16 protein-coding genes are annotated in these 15,442 nt (G+C 59.6%); 10 read left to right on the forward strand and 6 right to left on the reverse strand.

The features are described from left to right. Positions 1 to 9: 9 nt before the first annotated feature. From ACSSVV_RS12935 to pilG, 5 genes are all read right to left on the reverse strand, one after another. Positions 10 to 909 carry a CheR family methyltransferase gene (locus ACSSVV_RS12935; protein WP_011787174.1) on the reverse strand — a complete coding sequence of 300 codons (900 nt, stop codon included), beginning with the start codon at positions 907 to 909 and terminating at the stop codon, positions 10 to 12. Positions 910 to 936: 27 nt separating this feature from the next. Continuing rightward, the gene (locus tag ACSSVV_RS12940) at positions 937 to 3,012 is read right to left on the reverse strand and encodes a methyl-accepting chemotaxis protein (RefSeq protein WP_011787173.1); all 2,076 of its coding nucleotides are present in this window, start codon (positions 3,010 to 3,012) and stop codon (positions 937 to 939) included. Positions 3,013 to 3,105: 93 nt separating this feature from the next. Further along, entirely contained in the window at positions 3,106 to 3,651 is a 546-nt protein-coding gene (locus ACSSVV_RS12945; RefSeq protein ID WP_011787172.1) for a chemotaxis protein CheW, read from the reverse strand. Positions 3,652 to 3,671: 20 nt separating this feature from the next. Further along, entirely contained in the window at positions 3,672 to 4,034 is a 363-nt protein-coding gene (gene pilH / locus ACSSVV_RS12950; protein WP_011787171.1) for a twitching motility response regulator PilH, read from the reverse strand. A 33-nt stretch (positions 4,035 to 4,067) separates the two neighbouring features. Further along, positions 4,068 to 4,460 carry a twitching motility response regulator PilG gene (gene pilG / locus ACSSVV_RS12955; protein ID WP_011787170.1) on the reverse strand — a complete coding sequence of 131 codons (393 nt, stop codon included), beginning with the start codon at positions 4,458 to 4,460 and terminating at the stop codon, positions 4,068 to 4,070. A 297-nt stretch (positions 4,461 to 4,757) separates the two neighbouring features. Between pilG and gshB the strand changes: the two genes are divergently transcribed. The 8 genes from gshB (at position 4,758) to ACSSVV_RS12995 (ending at position 11,700) form a co-directional block, all read left to right on the forward strand. Further along, the gene (gene gshB, locus ACSSVV_RS12960; RefSeq protein ID WP_011787169.1) at positions 4,758 to 5,711 is read left to right on the forward strand and encodes a glutathione synthase; all 954 of its coding nucleotides are present in this window, start codon (positions 4,758 to 4,760) and stop codon (positions 5,709 to 5,711) included. A gap of 46 nt (positions 5,712 to 5,757) precedes the next feature. Continuing rightward, positions 5,758 to 6,624 carry an energy transducer TonB gene (locus ACSSVV_RS12965; protein WP_222198114.1) on the forward strand — a complete coding sequence of 289 codons (867 nt, stop codon included), beginning with the start codon at positions 5,758 to 5,760 and terminating at the stop codon, positions 6,622 to 6,624. Further along, positions 6,621 to 7,187: a YqgE/AlgH family protein gene (locus ACSSVV_RS12970; protein WP_011787167.1), complete on the forward strand. Its 567-nt coding sequence runs from the start codon at positions 6,621 to 6,623 to the stop codon at positions 7,185 to 7,187. The genes ACSSVV_RS12965 and ACSSVV_RS12970 overlap by 4 nt, the downstream gene beginning before the upstream one ends. Then, positions 7,180 to 7,611, forward strand: a complete 432-nt coding sequence (gene ruvX / locus ACSSVV_RS12975; protein ID WP_011787166.1) for a Holliday junction resolvase RuvX — start codon at positions 7,180 to 7,182, stop codon at positions 7,609 to 7,611. The genes ACSSVV_RS12970 and ruvX overlap by 8 nt, the downstream gene beginning before the upstream one ends. A gap of 19 nt (positions 7,612 to 7,630) precedes the next feature. Then, complete coding sequence (pyrR, locus tag ACSSVV_RS12980) at positions 7,631 to 8,140, forward strand: bifunctional pyr operon transcriptional regulator/uracil phosphoribosyltransferase PyrR (protein ID WP_011787165.1); 510 nt, start codon at positions 7,631 to 7,633, stop codon at positions 8,138 to 8,140. Between the two features lie 27 nt (positions 8,141 to 8,167). Beyond that, complete coding sequence (locus ACSSVV_RS12985) at positions 8,168 to 9,178, forward strand: aspartate carbamoyltransferase catalytic subunit (protein WP_011787164.1); 1,011 nt, start codon at positions 8,168 to 8,170, stop codon at positions 9,176 to 9,178. Next, on the forward strand, positions 9,175 to 10,488 hold the full coding sequence (locus ACSSVV_RS12990; RefSeq protein ID WP_011787163.1) for a dihydroorotase: 1,314 nt from the start codon (positions 9,175 to 9,177) through the stop codon (positions 10,486 to 10,488). The genes ACSSVV_RS12985 and ACSSVV_RS12990 overlap by 4 nt, the downstream gene beginning before the upstream one ends. A 192-nt stretch (positions 10,489 to 10,680) precedes the next feature. Then, positions 10,681 to 11,700 carry a putative solute-binding protein gene (locus tag ACSSVV_RS12995; protein WP_011787162.1) on the forward strand — a complete coding sequence of 340 codons (1,020 nt, stop codon included), beginning with the start codon at positions 10,681 to 10,683 and terminating at the stop codon, positions 11,698 to 11,700. Positions 11,701 to 11,739: 39 nt separating this feature from the next. On the opposite strand, the gene ACSSVV_RS13000 is transcribed toward ACSSVV_RS12995, so the two are convergent. Then, the gene (locus ACSSVV_RS13000; RefSeq protein WP_011787161.1) at positions 11,740 to 12,012 is read right to left on the reverse strand and encodes an HU family DNA-binding protein; all 273 of its coding nucleotides are present in this window, start codon (positions 12,010 to 12,012) and stop codon (positions 11,740 to 11,742) included. Positions 12,013 to 12,273: 261 nt separating this feature from the next. On the opposite strand from ACSSVV_RS13000, the gene ACSSVV_RS13005 reads away from it, so the two are divergent. Both ACSSVV_RS13005 and ACSSVV_RS13010 read left to right on the forward strand, forming a co-directional pair. Continuing rightward, positions 12,274 to 13,326: a hypothetical protein gene (locus ACSSVV_RS13005; protein WP_011787160.1), complete on the forward strand. Its 1,053-nt coding sequence runs from the start codon at positions 12,274 to 12,276 to the stop codon at positions 13,324 to 13,326. Positions 13,327 to 13,351: 25 nt separating this feature from the next. Next, a complete protein-coding gene (locus ACSSVV_RS13010) occupies positions 13,352 to 15,418 on the forward strand; it encodes a TRAP transporter large permease subunit (RefSeq protein WP_454106359.1) in 2,067 nt (688 codons plus the stop codon). Positions 15,419 to 15,442: the final 24 nt, after the last annotated feature.

A 15,442-nucleotide genomic window follows, 5' to 3' on the forward strand; every position in this document is an offset into this window, starting at 1 on the left:
CCACTCCGGTTATTCTTCGTCGGACTGGCGCTTGATCCACGCCAGTACATGTTCCGAGGGAACCCTCTGCAGGCCCGGTGGCTGCCAGTCGGTCAGTTCACCCTGGCCAAGCACCAGTAACCCCCCCGGTGCCAGACGCTCTGCGAGCCGTTTGACGATCTCCCGTCGGCGCCAGCGACGGAAGTAGATCAGCAGGTTCTGGCAGAAGATAATGTTCATCCCGTGCATGGGTGCTTTATCCAGATCCAGAACATTGAGCCTGGTAAAGCACACCCGGTCACGGATGCTGTTCACAATTTCTACGGTATTCCGCTCCGAGGGCCGGAAATACCTGGCTTTCAGGTCTTCTTCCATTCCCAGCAACTTGCGGGCATTAAACCGGCCCTGGCGTGCTTTTTCGATGGCCGGCTGACTGATGTCCGAGCCGGTTACGCCGAAGAGCGGTTGCACGCCCAACTGAGCCATGCCCTCGTTCAGGATCATCGCGAGCGTGTAAGGCTCCTCGCCGGTGGAGCAGCCAACACTCCAGGCCTCCAGGGCCCGCTTCCTGAACTGTTCCCGGGGACGGGTAAGCACATAATCCGCCACCAGCCGGAAGGCGTCCGGGTCCCGGAAAAACCGGGTTTCCTGAACAGTGAGCCGGTCTACCAGTGTGGCCCACTCCCTGACAGCATCCGGGCCGGATACGATTTTCTCGTAATAGGCCTGGTAGCTGCTGCAACCGATTTCGCGCATCCGGATGCCAAGATTGGTTTCCAGAAACGAGCGCCGTTCGGTGGTCAGGGTTATGCCGGTGCGGTGCTCCAGCAAGGTCTGCCACTGGCTGAACTGCGCGTCGTCCATATCCGGAAGACGGCGCAGTGACCAGATGCCTTCGGCGGGTGACAGTTGGTTATGCGTATGCGCCATAGACCGTCATCTGCCCCGGGCCGGTGATCAGCTGACCACCGGTACGTCGCTGTTTTCCTCTTCTTCCTGATTGGCCATTTCCTCATCCGGCAGGGTGAAGCCGGCAACGGAGGACCGCAGCTCGGAGGCCATTTCTGCCAGGTTACCGATAGACTTCGCGGTAGCGTTGGTACCGGAGGAAGTCTGGGAGGTGATTTCCTGGATAACGTTCATGGTGTTGGAAATGTGCGCCGCAGAGGACGACTGCTGACGGGCGGCGTTGGAGATGTTCTGGATCAACTCCGCGAGGGACATGGATACGTTCTCGATTTCCTCGAGGGCGATACCCGCGTCCTGGGCCAGTCGGGCACCACGGACCACCTCGGCGGTGGTGTGTTCCATGGAGATAACCGCTTCGTTGGTATCCGACTGGATCGTCTTAACCAGGGCTTCGATCTGCTTGGTTGCTGCAGAGGAACGTTCCGCCAGGCGCTGAACTTCGTCCGCAACCACCGCGAAGCCCCGGCCCGCGTCACCGGCCATGGAGGCCTGGATTGCCGCGTTCAGGGACAGGATGTTGGTCTGGTCGGCAATGTCGTTGATCAGGGATACGATGTCACCGATTTCCTGGGAGGATTCACCCAGACGCTTGATCCGCTTGGACGTTTCCTGGATCTGCTCCCGGATGTTATCCATGCCGCGAATGGTGTTCTGTACCACTTCTGCGCCTTTCTTCGCGATCGCAACCGACCGCTCCGCAACCGCGGAGGATTCGGCGGCGTTCGAGGATACCTGGTCGATGGACACGGCCATCTCGTTAACCGCGGCAGAGGCGCCGGCAATTTCCTGGGCCTGGTGCTCGGATGCATCGGCGAGGTGCATGGCCGTGGCCTGAGTTTCCTGGGCGGCGGAAGCTACTCGTACCGCAGTACCACGAATGGCCTGTACCAGGCCGCGCATCTGGTCGATCGCGTAGTTGATGGAGTCGGCGATGGCACCGGTGAAGTCCTCGGTTACCGTGGCCTCTGTGGTCAGGTCACCATCGGCCAGGTCGGCCAGTTCGTCCAGCAGTCGCAGGATCGCGTTCTGGTTCTGTTCGTTCTGCTCCTGGGTGGTGGCCAGACGCTCCTGGGCGTCGCGGTACAGGGCAAGACCGATAAAGACAACAATCGCAACCATGGCGGCCAGGATGGCGAAGGCCAGGGTCGGGCTGATCAGACGGGAACTGGACTGGGTAGCGAAGTTGTCGGCCAGAGTCGACAGTTCGGCCAGCAGGTTCTCGGAGTTCTGGAAGATGTCACTTGCGGCGGTACGAACCTTGAAGAGGTCGGGAGAGGCTTCAAGGATCGCGTCTACGTTCTGGGAAACGAACTGGAACAGCTCGTCAACCGCTTCCAGGCCATAGATGGCGTCTTCGTCCGCTACGCGGGAGATGCCCATGGCGGGATTGCCGTTGAGCTGGCCGTCAAGAACCCGGCCGAACAGGCTGGCGTCCCGGCCGAAACGGTCGGCCGCGATAACGGCGTCTTCGTCACCGGACAGTACGTTGTTAACGGAGCGGACAATACGCTCTGCCAGCAGCGACTGACGCTGGGCCAGAGAGATCTGTTCGGCAGGTGCACCGTTATCCAGCAGAATCTGAACGATGTCGTCGTATTCCACCTGCAGCTGGGGAATGGTTTCGTTCAGGGTCCGGGCTACTTCGTGCAGGCCGAGTACTGCATCACGGGTGGAGAGGATGCTGTCGGCGTTTTCACGAACGGTGTTCCAGTGTTCCTGTACGCCACTTTGCTGGGCCAGTTCACTGGGCGGGAGGCCGGTTTCCGGGTTGCCCTCGGTCACGTTGGTCCAGAGCTGCTGGAACTCATCCCGCGAACGACGGAGTTGGTCGAAGGCTTCGGCGGTACCACCGGCGGCCTCGGTCGCGTTCTTCGCGATCTCCTGGGAGAGTACCCGCATTTCCGCGGTGTTGGCGATGTACTGCTGGTCGTGCTGACTGTCCTGGTTAATGATGAACAGTACCACAACGAGCAGGACGGTAAGTGCAATCAGCGCTGCGATCAGGCCGGCAACCAGTTTGTTGCCTCCCTGTCCCATACTGAGTCTTCCGGCTCTGTTTTTCATTTTCTGGCTCCCGGCCTCTTTCTTCTGGAAATGGCAAGTATGTGTAGCGGGTTTCAGACGGTCAGGGTGATGTTCCTGCCAGTACCATCACCCTTACCACTGTGCAACATCAAGAAAGCGTTCGTCTTCCACCAGATCGGTGGCTGAGAACACTTTCCAGACCTCCTCATTACGCTCGTAACCGCCGCTCACAAACGGACGAACGCTGTCGGGCACCCCGTCGGGGGTGGCCCTGAAACTGTCTTTGGCGAAGTACTGCATGCCCAGTACGCTGTCGACGACCAGGCCACTGAATACGTCGCCCTGCTCAACCACCAGAACCCGCCGTTCACGCAGGCTGCGGGAAGAGCGGGGCACATCGAAAAAGGTGGCGAGATCGACCAGGGGTAACAGGCGGCCGCGAACATTGGCCGCTCCCATCAGGAACGACCGAACCCCCGGAACATGGGTGAACCGGGGTACATGCAGGATTTCGGTAACTTCGCCCATGGGGGCAACGTAGCGCTCGCCCGAGAGAATAAAACCGATGCCGTTCCAGAGTTCAACGGCTTCCTGTTGTTCCGGCAGACCGGCGGCCATGGACCGGCTGCGCTGGGCGATATCCGTCAGAACGGCAAAAGGGGCGGCCTGGGCGGACATGCGTACTCCAAGGTTGGGGATCAGGCAATCAGGCTGTTGATTGTTTTGATCAGGTCGTCTTCGTTAACTGGCTTGACCAGATAACCCTTGGCACCCTGGCGGGTTCCCCACACCCGGTCAGTTTCCTGATCCTTGGTGGTTACGATCACAACCGGGATGGAAGCGGTTTCCGGCGCACGGGTCAGCTGGCGGGTCGCCTGAAAGCCGTTCAGGCCGGGCATGACAACATCCATCAGCACCAGATCCGGAGTTTCCGCGCGGGCCTTGGCCACACCATCGGCGCCATTATCTGCGGTCAGCACTTCGTGCTTGTGTTTTTCCAGAATGGTGGAAATCTTCTTAACTTCAGTTGGCGAGTCGTCAACAATCAGAATGCGGGCCATGGTTTCCTCGATGGTTCTGTGTGTCAGCAGGGGTTACTGTTCCGCCTGAGGCATGTATTGGCGGATGGTGTTAAGCAACTCATCCTTGCTGAACGGTTTGGTCAGATACTGGTCCGAGCCTACGATTCGGCCTTTTGCCTTGTCGAACAGGCCGTCCTTGCTCGAAAGCATGATAACCGGCGTCTTTTTAAAAGAGGAATTGTTCTTGATCAGTGCGCAGGTCTGGTAGCCGTCCAGGCGGGGCATCATGATATCGACAAAAATGATGTCCGGCTGGGAGTCGGCAATCTTGGCCAGAGCGTCAAAGCCGTCTGTGGCAGTGATAACCTCACAGCCAACCTTTTTAAGAAGGGTTTCCGCGGTGCGACGAATGGTCTTGCTGTCGTCAATCACCATGATCTTCAGGTTCTCGAAGTTGTCATCCATTGTCCAACTGCCTTGCGCTCTAGCGACTGTCGTTATTTTCGAACGGGGGTTTTAACACAAACGTTAAGGTTGTTCTATAAACCCCGCTCATTTATAGAGTATCCATGGCTGGATAAAAAGTATTAGTTTGTGACCAAATGTACTTCTGCCGCTGCCATCACGGATTTATCTGCGGATTTCTCCGGATGCATTCGCGGCTCGGGTACAATACCATCTGACCTCTCAGCATAGCACTTAATAACCGGTTCGCTCTGCTGACCGGTTCGTGTTTTCTTACCGACAGTTCCAGGAGACGCTATGACAATCCGGCTGGGGATCGTGATGGATCCCATTCAGGATATTCACTTCAAGAAAGACAGTTCTCTGGCCATGCTGCATGCCGCCCAGAAACGTGGCTGGGAAATCGAGTACATGGAACTGCCGGATCTCTATCTTGCGGGCGGCCAGGCCCGGGCTCACACCCGTGGGCTGACTGTGCACATGGATCCGGACAACTGGTACAGCTTCGGCGCCAGTCAGGATCGTGCGCTGGGTGACCTCGACGTGATTCTGATGCGGCAGGACCCACCGGTGGACCGGGAATTCCTGATGGCCACCTATATACTGGAATCGGCGGAGCAGCAGGGCGCTCTGGTGGTCAACCCGGCGGCCACCCTGCGGGACTGCAACGAAAAACTGTTTGCCACCCAGTTTGAAGATCTGACACCCCCGCTCATCGTGACCCGCTCTGCCCAGCGTTTCCGGGAATTCTATGCCGAACATGGTGACATCATCATGAAACCAGTGGACGGCATGGGTGGCCGCTCGATATTCCGGGTCAAGGAAAACGATGCCAATCTCGGGGTCATCATCGAAACCCTCACCAATTACGGCAGCCATCAGGCCATGGCCCAGAAATTCATCCCCGAAATCACCGAAGGTGACAAGCGTATTCTGCTGATTGAGGGCGAGCCGGTACCCTATGCCCTTGCACGCATTCCGTCACACGGTGAGAATCGCGGCAACCTGGCCGCCGGAGGTCGTGGTGAGGGCCGGGAGCTGACCGAGCGTGACCGTCAGATCTGTGCCCGGGTAGCGCCGGTGATCAAGGAAAAGGGTCTGATGTTCGTGGGGCTTGATGTCATTGGTGACTATCTCACGGAAATCAACGTCACCAGCCCCACCTGCATTCGTGAGCTGGATGCGGCGTTTGGCATCGACATTGCCGGCATGCTGATGGACGCCATCGAGCGACGTCTGGCCAGAGACTGAAGACCGATCACAGATTTTGAGCGCACAAGGAGACTCAGGAACCGTCATGGCAACCCAGGTTAGCGATTTCGATCGGTTTTCCTTCACCCTGTTTATGGCATTGGCCGTTCATGCCATGTTGGTGTTGGGGATTACCTTTGCCCCGGAATCGCCCCGGTCTTCGGCTCAGACCATGGAAATTACCCTGTCCCAGTTCGACGATGAGCAGGCGCCGGAGAAAGCCGATTTTCTGGCCCAGACCAGTCAACAGGGCAGTGGCTCGGAAGAGCAGGCCATGGAAATGACCTCGCCCAATCCGTCCGAGATCAGTCAGCCGGAGCTGGCCCAGGTGCAACCCGAGCCACAGACCACCACCCGGCCTCAGCCTCAACAGGAGCGGGCGGTCGTCCAGACCGAGACTCGCACCGAGCGCCAGGCGTCAAGGCCCGAGGAGCGAACCGAGCCCCAGGAAGAGCCCTTGCCCCAGAGCGAGAAAAAGAGCCTGATGGAGCGCAGCCTGGAGATTGCCAGCCTGGAGGCGCGGTTTGACGCACAGCAGCGGGCCTATGCCCGCAAACCCCGGGTAATGCGGGTAACGGCAGCCTCGACCCTGAAGTCCAGCAACGCCTGGTATGTGCAGAACTGGGTGAGCAAGGTGACCCGGGTGGGCAACATCAACTATCCCACCGAAGCCAGGCAGGCAGGCATCTACGGCACCCTGCGCATGCTGGTTTCGCTGAAGAAAGATGGCACAATCAAGGAAGTGGCAATCCTCCAGTCCTCCGGCAGCACGGTGCTGGATGATGCCGCAATCCGAATTGTGCGTATGGCCGCTCCGTTTGCGCCTTTCCCGGAGGAAATGCGTCAGGACGTGGACGAACTGGAAATCATACGCACCTGGTCATTTCAGAGACGGGGGCTTACATCAGGATGACGGCCGAACACGACACCACAGGCAGTCTCAGGCACCACTTCCTGGTGGCTTCGCCCTGGTTGGCTGATCCCCGCTTTCACGGTGGGGTGATCTACCTTTGCGAACACTCGGAGGAGGGCGCGCTGGGGCTGATGATCAATCAGCCGCTGGATATCCACCTGGGTGAGATCCTCGAGCAGCTCGACATGCACGGCGGGGAACTGGACTTGCCGGTATACACCGGCGGGCCGGTTCAGCCAGAGCGCGGCTTTGTTCTGCACTCGCCGGGCCGGCAGTGGCAGAATACCGCGCGAGTCACCGACGAAGTGCTGTTGACCACCTCCCGGGATATTCTGGAAAGCATTGGCCGGGATGAGGGGCCGGAATCGTTTCTGGTGGCACTGGGTTACTCTGGCTGGGGCGAGGGTCAGCTGGAGGAAGAGCTGGGCAGCAATGCCTGGTTGACCTGCCCGGCCAGCACCGACATTCTGTTCCGTACGCCGGCAGACCAACGTTACCAGGCGGTACTCCGCCTGATGGGCATTGATCTGAACCAGCTCAGTGATTCGGTGGGTCATGCCTGATCCCGGTAACCGTCGACTACTGGCCTTTGATTTCGGCACCCGGCGTATCGGGGTGGCATCAGGGCAGGAAATGCTCGGAACCGGCCAGCCCCTGGCCATGCTTCCGGCCAGGGACGGGATCCCCGACTGGCAGCAGATCGAGGCGCTGCTGGCGGACTGGCAGCCGGATATTGTCCTGGTCGGCCTGCCTCTGAATATGGATGACACCGAAAATGAGATGTGCGCGCGGGCCCGCAAGTTCGGCAAGCGTTTGCACGGCCGCTACCATGTCACGGTCGAAATGGTGGACGAACGACTCACCAGCTACGAAGCCAAGGGCGAGGTGATGGCCGGTGGTGGCAGCCGCGATTTCGGCCGCCACGGCGTCGATGACCGTGCCGCCGTGCTGATACTGGAAACCTGGTGCCGGGAGCAGGCCGGCTGATCTGATAAACGAGGCTGTAATGACCGCATTGCTTGATATAGACCAGCTGCTCGACACTTTGGAATCCGGCCTGCGTCAGATTCTCCAGGCGCGTGGCGTAGATGACCCGGTGCTGATCGGAATCCGGACCGGCGGTGTCTGGCTGGCGGATGTGTTGGGGAAGCGCCTGGGTATTGCCCAGCCTTTCGGCGAGCTGGACATCTCGTTCTACCGGGATGACTTCAGTCGCATTGGTCTGAACCCCCGGGTGATGCCGTCCAGTCTGCCGTTTGATACCGAAGGCCGGGACATCATCCTGATCGACGACGTGATCATGAGTGGCCGGACGATCCGGGCTGCCATGAACGAAATATTCGACTACGGCCGTCCGGCCAGTATCATACTGGCCACGCTGATCGATATGGGCGCCAGGGAACTACCAATCCAGCCGGATGTGGTGGGACGGGCCCTGACGCTGGAAGCCCATCAACGAGTGAAACTGCGTGGCCCCGAGCCACTGCGCATTGAAGTACAGGAATCCGGGCAGTAAACCTTCCCAACTGATAACAGGCGAGCCATGACCGCGAACGACCCTTCCCCGAACCACTTGCAGCTGACCCGGGATGGTCAGTTGCGGCATTTCCTGACGCTGGATGGCCTGGGCCAGCCACTGCTCACGGATATTCTCGACACCGCCGACTCCTTTATTGAGGTGGGAGAGAGAAGTATCAAGAAAGTGCCCCTTCTCAGAGGCCGCACCGTAGTCAACCTGTTCTTTGAATCCAGTACCCGGACCAGGAGTACGTTCGAACTCGCGGCCAAGCGCCTGTCTGCCGACGTCCTGAACCTGGATATTTCTACCTCAGCTACCTCCAAGGGTGAATCCCTGTCCGATACCCTGCTTAATCTGGAGGCCATGGCTTCGGATATGTTCGTAGTGCGTCATTCCCAGAGCGGCGCGCCGCATTTCATAGCCGAGAGTGTGACCCCGGGCGTTGCCATCATCAATGCCGGTGACGGCCGCCACGCCCATCCCACCCAGGCGATGCTGGACATGCTGACCATCCGTCAGCACAAGGGCCGATTCGAAGGCCTGAAAGTTGCCATTGTCGGGGATGTGCTGCACTCCCGGGTGGCGCGCTCGCAGATTCGTGCTTTGAATGTGCTGGGCGCGGAAGAGGTGCGGGTGATTGCTCCCGGCACGCTGCTGCCCAGAGATGTCGAGGATCTTGGCTGTACCGTGGAATACGATATGGCCCGGGGCATGAAAGACCTGGATGTGGTGATCATGCTGAGGCTTCAGAAGGAGCGCATGGAAGGTGCCCTGCTACCCAGTGAACGTGAGTTTTACCGTCTGTACGGGCTGAATCAGGAAAAGCTGGGGCTGGCAAAGCCCGATTGCATCGTTATGCATCCGGGCCCGATCAACCGCGGGGTCGAGATCGAGTCAGCGGTGGCCGATGGCCCCCAGTCGGTCATTCTTAACCAGGTCACCAATGGTATTGCTATCCGGATGGCGGTGATGTCCATGGCCATGGGTGGTCAGATGGCGGAGCGTCAGCAAAGACAGCAGGAGGGCCGGGCATGACAGCGTCAGCGAACTGGAATGAGGGCGGCCTGAAACTGACCGGCGGGCAGTTGTTTGAGCCGGGCAAGGGGTTGATCAGTAACCCGGGCTTGTTGGTGCGCAATGGTCGCATAGAGGCGGTTGGAGAGCAGGCCCAGGCAGCCGAGAGCGCCGCAACACTGGACGCCGCCGGGCAGGTGATCGCGCCCGGTTTTATCGACCTGTGCTGTAATCTCCGGGAGCCGGGCAATGGCCAGAAGGGCAATATTGCCTCGGAAACACGAGCCGCCGCCCATGGTGGTTTCACCACGGTCTGTGCCTCGCCGGAAACCTCGCCGGTCAATGATTCCGGTGCCGTGACCAATCTGATTCTCGACAGCGTGGCCTCCCGAGGTGTGGTTCGGGTGCTGCCGATCGGTGCCATCACCCGTGGCCTTGATGGCGATATGCTCAGTGATATGGCCGGCCTGAAAGCAGCCGGTTGCGTGGCGGTCGGCAATGGTTCCCGGGGCGTGCGCAATGCCCGCATTCTGCGCCGGTGTATGGCCTATGCCCAGACCTTCGGACTGACCGTGATGTTCAGTCCGGAAAATACGGCACTGGCGGCCGATGGCTACGCCCATGATGGCCAGGTCACCACGCGTCTGGGGCTGCTGGGTATTCCCGAGGTGGCCGAAACGGCCGCGGTTATGGAAATGCTACTGCTGGCGGAAGAGACCGGGGTGCGCCTGCACCTGAGCCAGCTGTCCTGCGCCCGCAGCGTCGAGATGCTGGCCCAGGCCCGGGATCGCGGCGTGAAGGTTACCGCCGATGTTGCCATGCACCAGTTGGTCTTCACCGAGTCGGCCCTGGCCGGCTTCGACAGTCGTTTTCATGTCCGGCCTCCCCTGCGCGGAGAAGCCGACCGTCAGGCGCTGGTGGCCGGTGTGCGGGACGGCGTTATCGATGCAATTGTGAGTCAGCATCAGCCCCATGATTCCGCGGCCAAGCAGGCCCCGCTGCCCGCGACCGAGCCCGGGCTGTCGAGCATCGAAAGCGTGCTGTCCCTGGGTCTGGAGCTGGTACAGAATCATGAGTTGGAATTGCCGGATTTGCTGCGGGCACTGACCGCTGGCCCGGCGGCTGTCCTGGGCCGGGAAGTGGCTCTGACGGCCGGGGCTGCTGCTGATCTTTGTCTGTTTGACCCGGATGGCCACTGGCAGCCTTCCGCAGCAACGCTGCTGTCGGCTGGGCGGCACGCTCCGGTTCTGGAACGAGCCCTGCCAGGGGAGGTGAAACTCACCCTGGTGGCAGGTCGCACCGCCTGGCAGGCTCCCGGAACGCCACTTTGAAAAATGAGGCAGAGGTGGCTCCGCCTCTGTCGACATCATCACAGAACTCGCCGGTTTTGCTGAAAAACCCTTGATGGCAGGCACCTGAGCCAACGTATTCTATGACCTGACCCTCTACGGTCAGGTCATAGAATACGAGAGCCAGTCACCCGGATGTGACCGGCCCGACAATAAAAACTCAGGAGTCATCCCGTGAAATCAATCCGCTTTTCCCGCCGGCTCGCCATGGCGGCCGTCCTGTGTGCCAGCGTGGTGGCACCCTCCCTGGTTCAGGCCCAGGATGAAATCCTTGAGCGCAGTTTCTGTGTGTTTGACCCGGTTGGTGCCAATGGCCCGCTGTTTGCCATTACCAAGGAGTTCCAGCCGGTGGCCCTCAAGCGAGGCATCAAGCTGGAACTGCGTGCCTACACCGATGAAAAAGTAGCGGCCGAAGACTTCAAGGCCGGTCAGTGCGATGCCGTGTTGCTGACCGGCACCCGTGCCCGGGAATTCAACAAGTTTACCGGTAGCCTCGAAGCCATGGGGGCAGTGCCGGGTGAAGAAGAAATGCGCCTGTTGTACAACACCCTGAGCCAGCCCAAGGCCCGGCCGTTCCTGGTTGACGGGCCCTATGAGGTAGCCGGTGTCTTTCCTGCCGGGGCCATTTACCTGTATACCCGCGACCGGGCCATTGATTCGGTCGAGAAACTCCAGGGCAAACGCATTGCAACGCTGGATTACGACTCGGCCTCGGTGCGCATGGTCCGTCATGTCGGCGCATCGGTGGTTGGCTCCAACTCCGCCAACTTTGCCGGCAAGTTCAATAATGGCAGTGTCGACCTGGCCTATGCACCAGCCGTGGCCTATCAGCCTCTGGAACTCTATAAGGGTGTTAATTCCAAGGGTGGGGTGTTCAAGTATGCCCTGGCGTACATGAACTTCCAGGTCATTATTCATCGCGACCGTTTCCCGGAAGACGCCGGCCAGATGGTTCGGGATGAGTCCATCAAGCGGATTGATCAGGCCTACGAGATCATTGCGGAAGCGGAGTCCGGGATTCCTGCCGAGGTTTGGATGCACCCGCCCCGGGAAGATGTGGCCGAGTACGACAAGATGCTGCGCCAGGTTCGTCTTTCACTGTTGGAGGACGGGGTCTATGACGAGCGCGCCATCAAGTTGATGAAGGCGATTCGCTGTCGGGTGGATGGCTCCCGTTCGGAGTGCGCCTCCTGAGGCACTGAGCGGCCCGCATACAGAGCGGGCCGCAGGTGATCAGCGGATGGCGTCTTTCAGGGCCTTGCCGGCCTTGAAACCCACGGTCTTGCTGGCAGGGATCTGGATGCTTGCGCCGGTTTGCGGGTTGCGTCCGTTGCGGGCTTCCCGGCTGCGGATATTGAAGGTGCCGAAACCGATCAGTGTCACGTCCTCTCCCCGCGCGGCAGCCGCCGATACCTGGTCGGTAAACGCGTTGATTACCTCTCCGGCCTTTTCCCGGGTAAGCCCGGTTTTGTCGGCAATGGCAGCAGCAAGTTCAGGTTTGCGCATCGGATACTCCTGATTATTCGTTCTGATTGTTGTTGGTTATTGCCCCGGCCAGGCCGGAGGCTGAAGCAATCTATAGTGGCTTTGGGCTGAATCTGCAAACCTTCTTCGGTAACGATATGTTCCCGGAGGCGTCATTTGCGGGATCGGTCTCATAAACCCGGGGCGGAGTTCGTCATAATGAGCGTCGGTTACAGACTGTAACAAATGGTGCAGTCCGCCCCCATCTTCTGGACAAAACACAAGAACAAAAGGTTGAAAGGTATGAAGGGTTTCCGGAGATCCCCGACAACATCATCTGGGCTTCGCGGCATGGTGGCGGCATTGACTGCCGGTCTCCTGCTGAGCGGCTGCGGGGCGGTCAATAACATGATCTACAAGACCACGGGGGATGTCATGAAGGGCTTCTCCCGCAACCATACCGTCCCCTACCTCATGGAGTCGGACGATCTGGCCATGGGCTGTTCCATGAGCGAGGCTACCGCGCCGCTGTTGATGTCGTTTGGTCGGGTAACCAGCGAGCCGGATCAACTGGCTGTGATGCTCTACCTGTCTTCGGGCAGTTGTGCGGAAGAGCAGGCCAGGGAGCATGAGCTGGCAGGGTTGGCCGCCATGTACGCCATGGACGCGACCGCGGCGGAAGACGCCTTTATTCGCCAGAAGCGTGCCCATACCCTGGCCGCTCGCCGCTATCTGAAAAGCTGGCAGCATCACAATAGCCACTATGGCAACCCGGATGAAACCGAGTGCCCGGATTTCGACGATGACATGGACGAGTTCATGTACATGGCCGGTTTGCTGTCCGGGCTGCAGGCGCTTAACGCCCAGATCCAGGCCACTTCCTCGGTGGGCGTTCCGTTCAATACCGGCTCCGTGGTGGGCCGTGCTACCCAATGTCTGGATAACAAGAAATGGTGGGGCGCCCCCATGGGCCTGCGTGCCACGGTCTGGGCCATGATCCCGGGAACCCAGCCCCAGGGTGAAGATGCCTTCGAGCGCCTGGCCATTGCCGCGGAGCAGGGTGAGGAAGCTGGCGTCCGACTGGGCCATGTGTTCCAGGCCATTGCGGCCATGAACAAGAATGATGAAGCCCTGGTGAAGTCGGTTATCCGGGACCATGCTGAATCCCTTGAGGCCAATCCCGCCAACGAGGAATGGCGGTTTGTGGATGCCATGGCGACCAATATGCTGGTGGCGATTTCGGATCGGTTGTGGGTGGAAAACACCGGCCACCGCACTCCCATCGGGCAGTTCGGTGCCTTCTGGGATGACCAGCGTGAACCGGTCGAGACCATGGATCTGGACGACCTGTTGTAACCATCATCAAGCCGAGTAAGCCGTTATGCCCCAGGGTGGTTTTCGTCGTAGTGGTCTGGAGTGGTTTTCATCGCTGCCGGCCTGTCTGTTGTTGCTGGCTGTGGTTCTGTTCTCCACCAGCAGTGATATTCATAATCAGATGTTGCGCGCTGGTGAGCAGCTCTGGAGCGGTTATTACAAGCTGCGCATGGACCCGGTACAACCGGAGTGCGACCTCGACCGGGATATTGAGGCAGAGGTCGCCCGGGAGCTGGCTGAGCAAGCGCCGGCAGACGACCCGATGGCAGCACTGCTTGGCGCCCATGAAAAAGACCCCCGGGAAGTCCGTCTTGCCATAGAGCGCTCGGTGGCGGATTGCCGGGCCGCTCACGCCAGTTACGAAGACCTGCAGGACAAACTGACTCCCGGTGTGAAAGCCTATCGGGCGGTAGAGCTTTTTGTAGCCGACCTGATCGCGTTCGGGCTCACAGCCCAACGCTATGTTCTGGTGATTCTGGTGATGCTGTGTGCGGTGACCGCCACACTCACCCGCCATCACATTGCCATGCGAGCCATGGAGACCCGGTTGGACTACACCGTCTCCTATACCCTGCAAACCATTGCCAACGCCATGTTGCTGGGCTCGTCAGTGATCTTCCGGCAATCCAGCCTGGCCAGCAGCACCGCCGTATCCGGTGAGGAGCTGCTGCTACACAATTTCTGGATTGTCGGCTTTGCCTGCCTGACGCTGGCGAGCCTCTATCGCCTGTTCCGCGTGCCCGACAATCTGGCGCCGGGGGGCAATCTGAATCAGGCGTTTCTGTCGGTTCCGCTCTATACCGTGATGTGTCTGATTTCAGGTACTTACTTCGCGCTGATCGGCCATTCCTCCGGTATCGGGATCTATCTGGGCAAGATGATGGAACTGGCCGACATGTTCCTGAATGTGGGTCTGTACGTGTGGGTGGGCATGATGCTGAAACAGACCCGCCTGGCGACTCTGGTTTTCAATATTTTCCGGCCCTGGCGTATGCCGCCGGAGATGCTGGCGGTGGTGGCCGTTCTGGTGGCGGCGGTGCCTACCGCCTACACCGGTGCTTCCGGTATTTTTGTGATTGCTGCCGGTGCCGTTATCTACAGTGAGCTCAGAGCGGCGGGCGCCCGCCGACATCTGGCCCTGGCGGCCACCGCCATGTCTGGCTCCCTGGGCGTGGTGCTGCGGCCGTGTCTGCTGGTGGTGGTGATTGCCTACCTGAACCGGGAAGTGACCACCGATGAGTTGTTTGGTTGGGGCATCTGGGTATTCGTGCTGACCGCCACCATGTTTGCGATGGTGGCCCTGACGGTGAACCGGCAGAGCCAGTTTGATCTGGCCCCGGCGGCCGATGCCTTTCCGGCGTCCATTCAGGCTTTGCGGCCACTGATTCCCTATGTGATTGTGATCGCTGCCGTGGTGCTGTTCTACCGGTTTGCCCTGGATGTGAAAATGGACGAATTTTCGGCACCCCGGTTGCTGCCGGTGATCATGCTGGCCATTCTGGTATATGAGCATATCAGCCTGAAAAATGGCCGGGGCCGGGCGTCCGGTGAGATCAATCACCAGGGGCTGGAGCGCAGCGTTCGTGGGGCCACCAACGATACCACCGCTGAGATTGGCGCCCTTTTGTTGCTGCTGGGGCTGTCGGTGAGCATTGGTGGTGTGATCGAGCGCTCCCACATCATGGAAACTTTCCCTCAGGCGTTCGACAGTCCCTGGTCTGCCATGCTGCTGATGGTAGTGATCCTGGTGATTCTGGGGATGATCATGGACGCCTTCGGGGCGGTGATTCTGGTAACCGCAACGGTGGCGACCATAGCCTACTCCAGCGGTATTCACCCGGTGCATTTCTGGATGGTGACGCTGGTAGCCTTCGAGCTTGGCTACCTGAGCCCGCCTGTAGCCCTGAATCATCTGCTCACCCGCCAGGTGGTGGGCGAGGCTGAGGTGCTGGCGGCCCAGCAGGAAGGTGGAACCTTCTACCAGCGCCACGAACGCATCATCATGCCACTGATTGCCATGGGTATTTCCCTGATACTGGTTGCCTTTGTGCCGTTGCTGTTCTACGCCAACTGATTTCTCTGCCCGAGGCCGCCCCGG

This window comes from Marinobacter sp. MBR-105, assembly GCF_053628895.1.

Coding starts and splice junctions, on each gene's coding strand:
- ruvX (WP_011787166.1), top strand. CDS start 7,180: ATGCCTGATCCCGGTAACCGTCGACTACTGGCCTTTGATTTCGGCACC.
- gshB (WP_011787169.1), top strand. CDS start 4,758: ATGACAATCCGGCTGGGGATCGTGATGGATCCCATTCAGGATATTCAC.
- ACSSVV_RS13000 (WP_011787161.1), bottom strand. CDS start 12,012: ATGCGCAAACCTGAACTTGCTGCTGCCATTGCCGACAAAACCGGGCTT.
- ACSSVV_RS12965 (WP_222198114.1), top strand. CDS start 5,758: ATGGCAACCCAGGTTAGCGATTTCGATCGGTTTTCCTTCACCCTGTTT.
- ACSSVV_RS12945 (WP_011787172.1), bottom strand. CDS start 3,651: ATGTCCGCCCAGGCCGCCCCTTTTGCCGTTCTGACGGATATCGCCCAG.
- ACSSVV_RS12935 (WP_011787174.1), bottom strand. CDS start 909: ATGGCGCATACGCATAACCAACTGTCACCCGCCGAAGGCATCTGGTCA.
- ACSSVV_RS13005 (WP_011787160.1), top strand. CDS start 12,274: ATGAAGGGTTTCCGGAGATCCCCGACAACATCATCTGGGCTTCGCGGC.
- ACSSVV_RS12985 (WP_011787164.1), top strand. CDS start 8,168: ATGACCGCGAACGACCCTTCCCCGAACCACTTGCAGCTGACCCGGGAT.
- pyrR (WP_011787165.1), top strand. CDS start 7,631: ATGACCGCATTGCTTGATATAGACCAGCTGCTCGACACTTTGGAATCC.
- ACSSVV_RS12940 (WP_011787173.1), bottom strand. CDS start 3,012: ATGAAAAACAGAGCCGGAAGACTCAGTATGGGACAGGGAGGCAACAAA.
- ACSSVV_RS12970 (WP_011787167.1), top strand. CDS start 6,621: ATGACGGCCGAACACGACACCACAGGCAGTCTCAGGCACCACTTCCTG.
- pilG (WP_011787170.1), bottom strand. CDS start 4,460: ATGGATGACAACTTCGAGAACCTGAAGATCATGGTGATTGACGACAGC.
- ACSSVV_RS12990 (WP_011787163.1), top strand. CDS start 9,175: ATGACAGCGTCAGCGAACTGGAATGAGGGCGGCCTGAAACTGACCGGC.
- ACSSVV_RS13010 (WP_454106359.1), top strand. CDS start 13,352: ATGCCCCAGGGTGGTTTTCGTCGTAGTGGTCTGGAGTGGTTTTCATCG.
- pilH (WP_011787171.1), bottom strand. CDS start 4,034: ATGGCCCGCATTCTGATTGTTGACGACTCGCCAACTGAAGTTAAGAAG.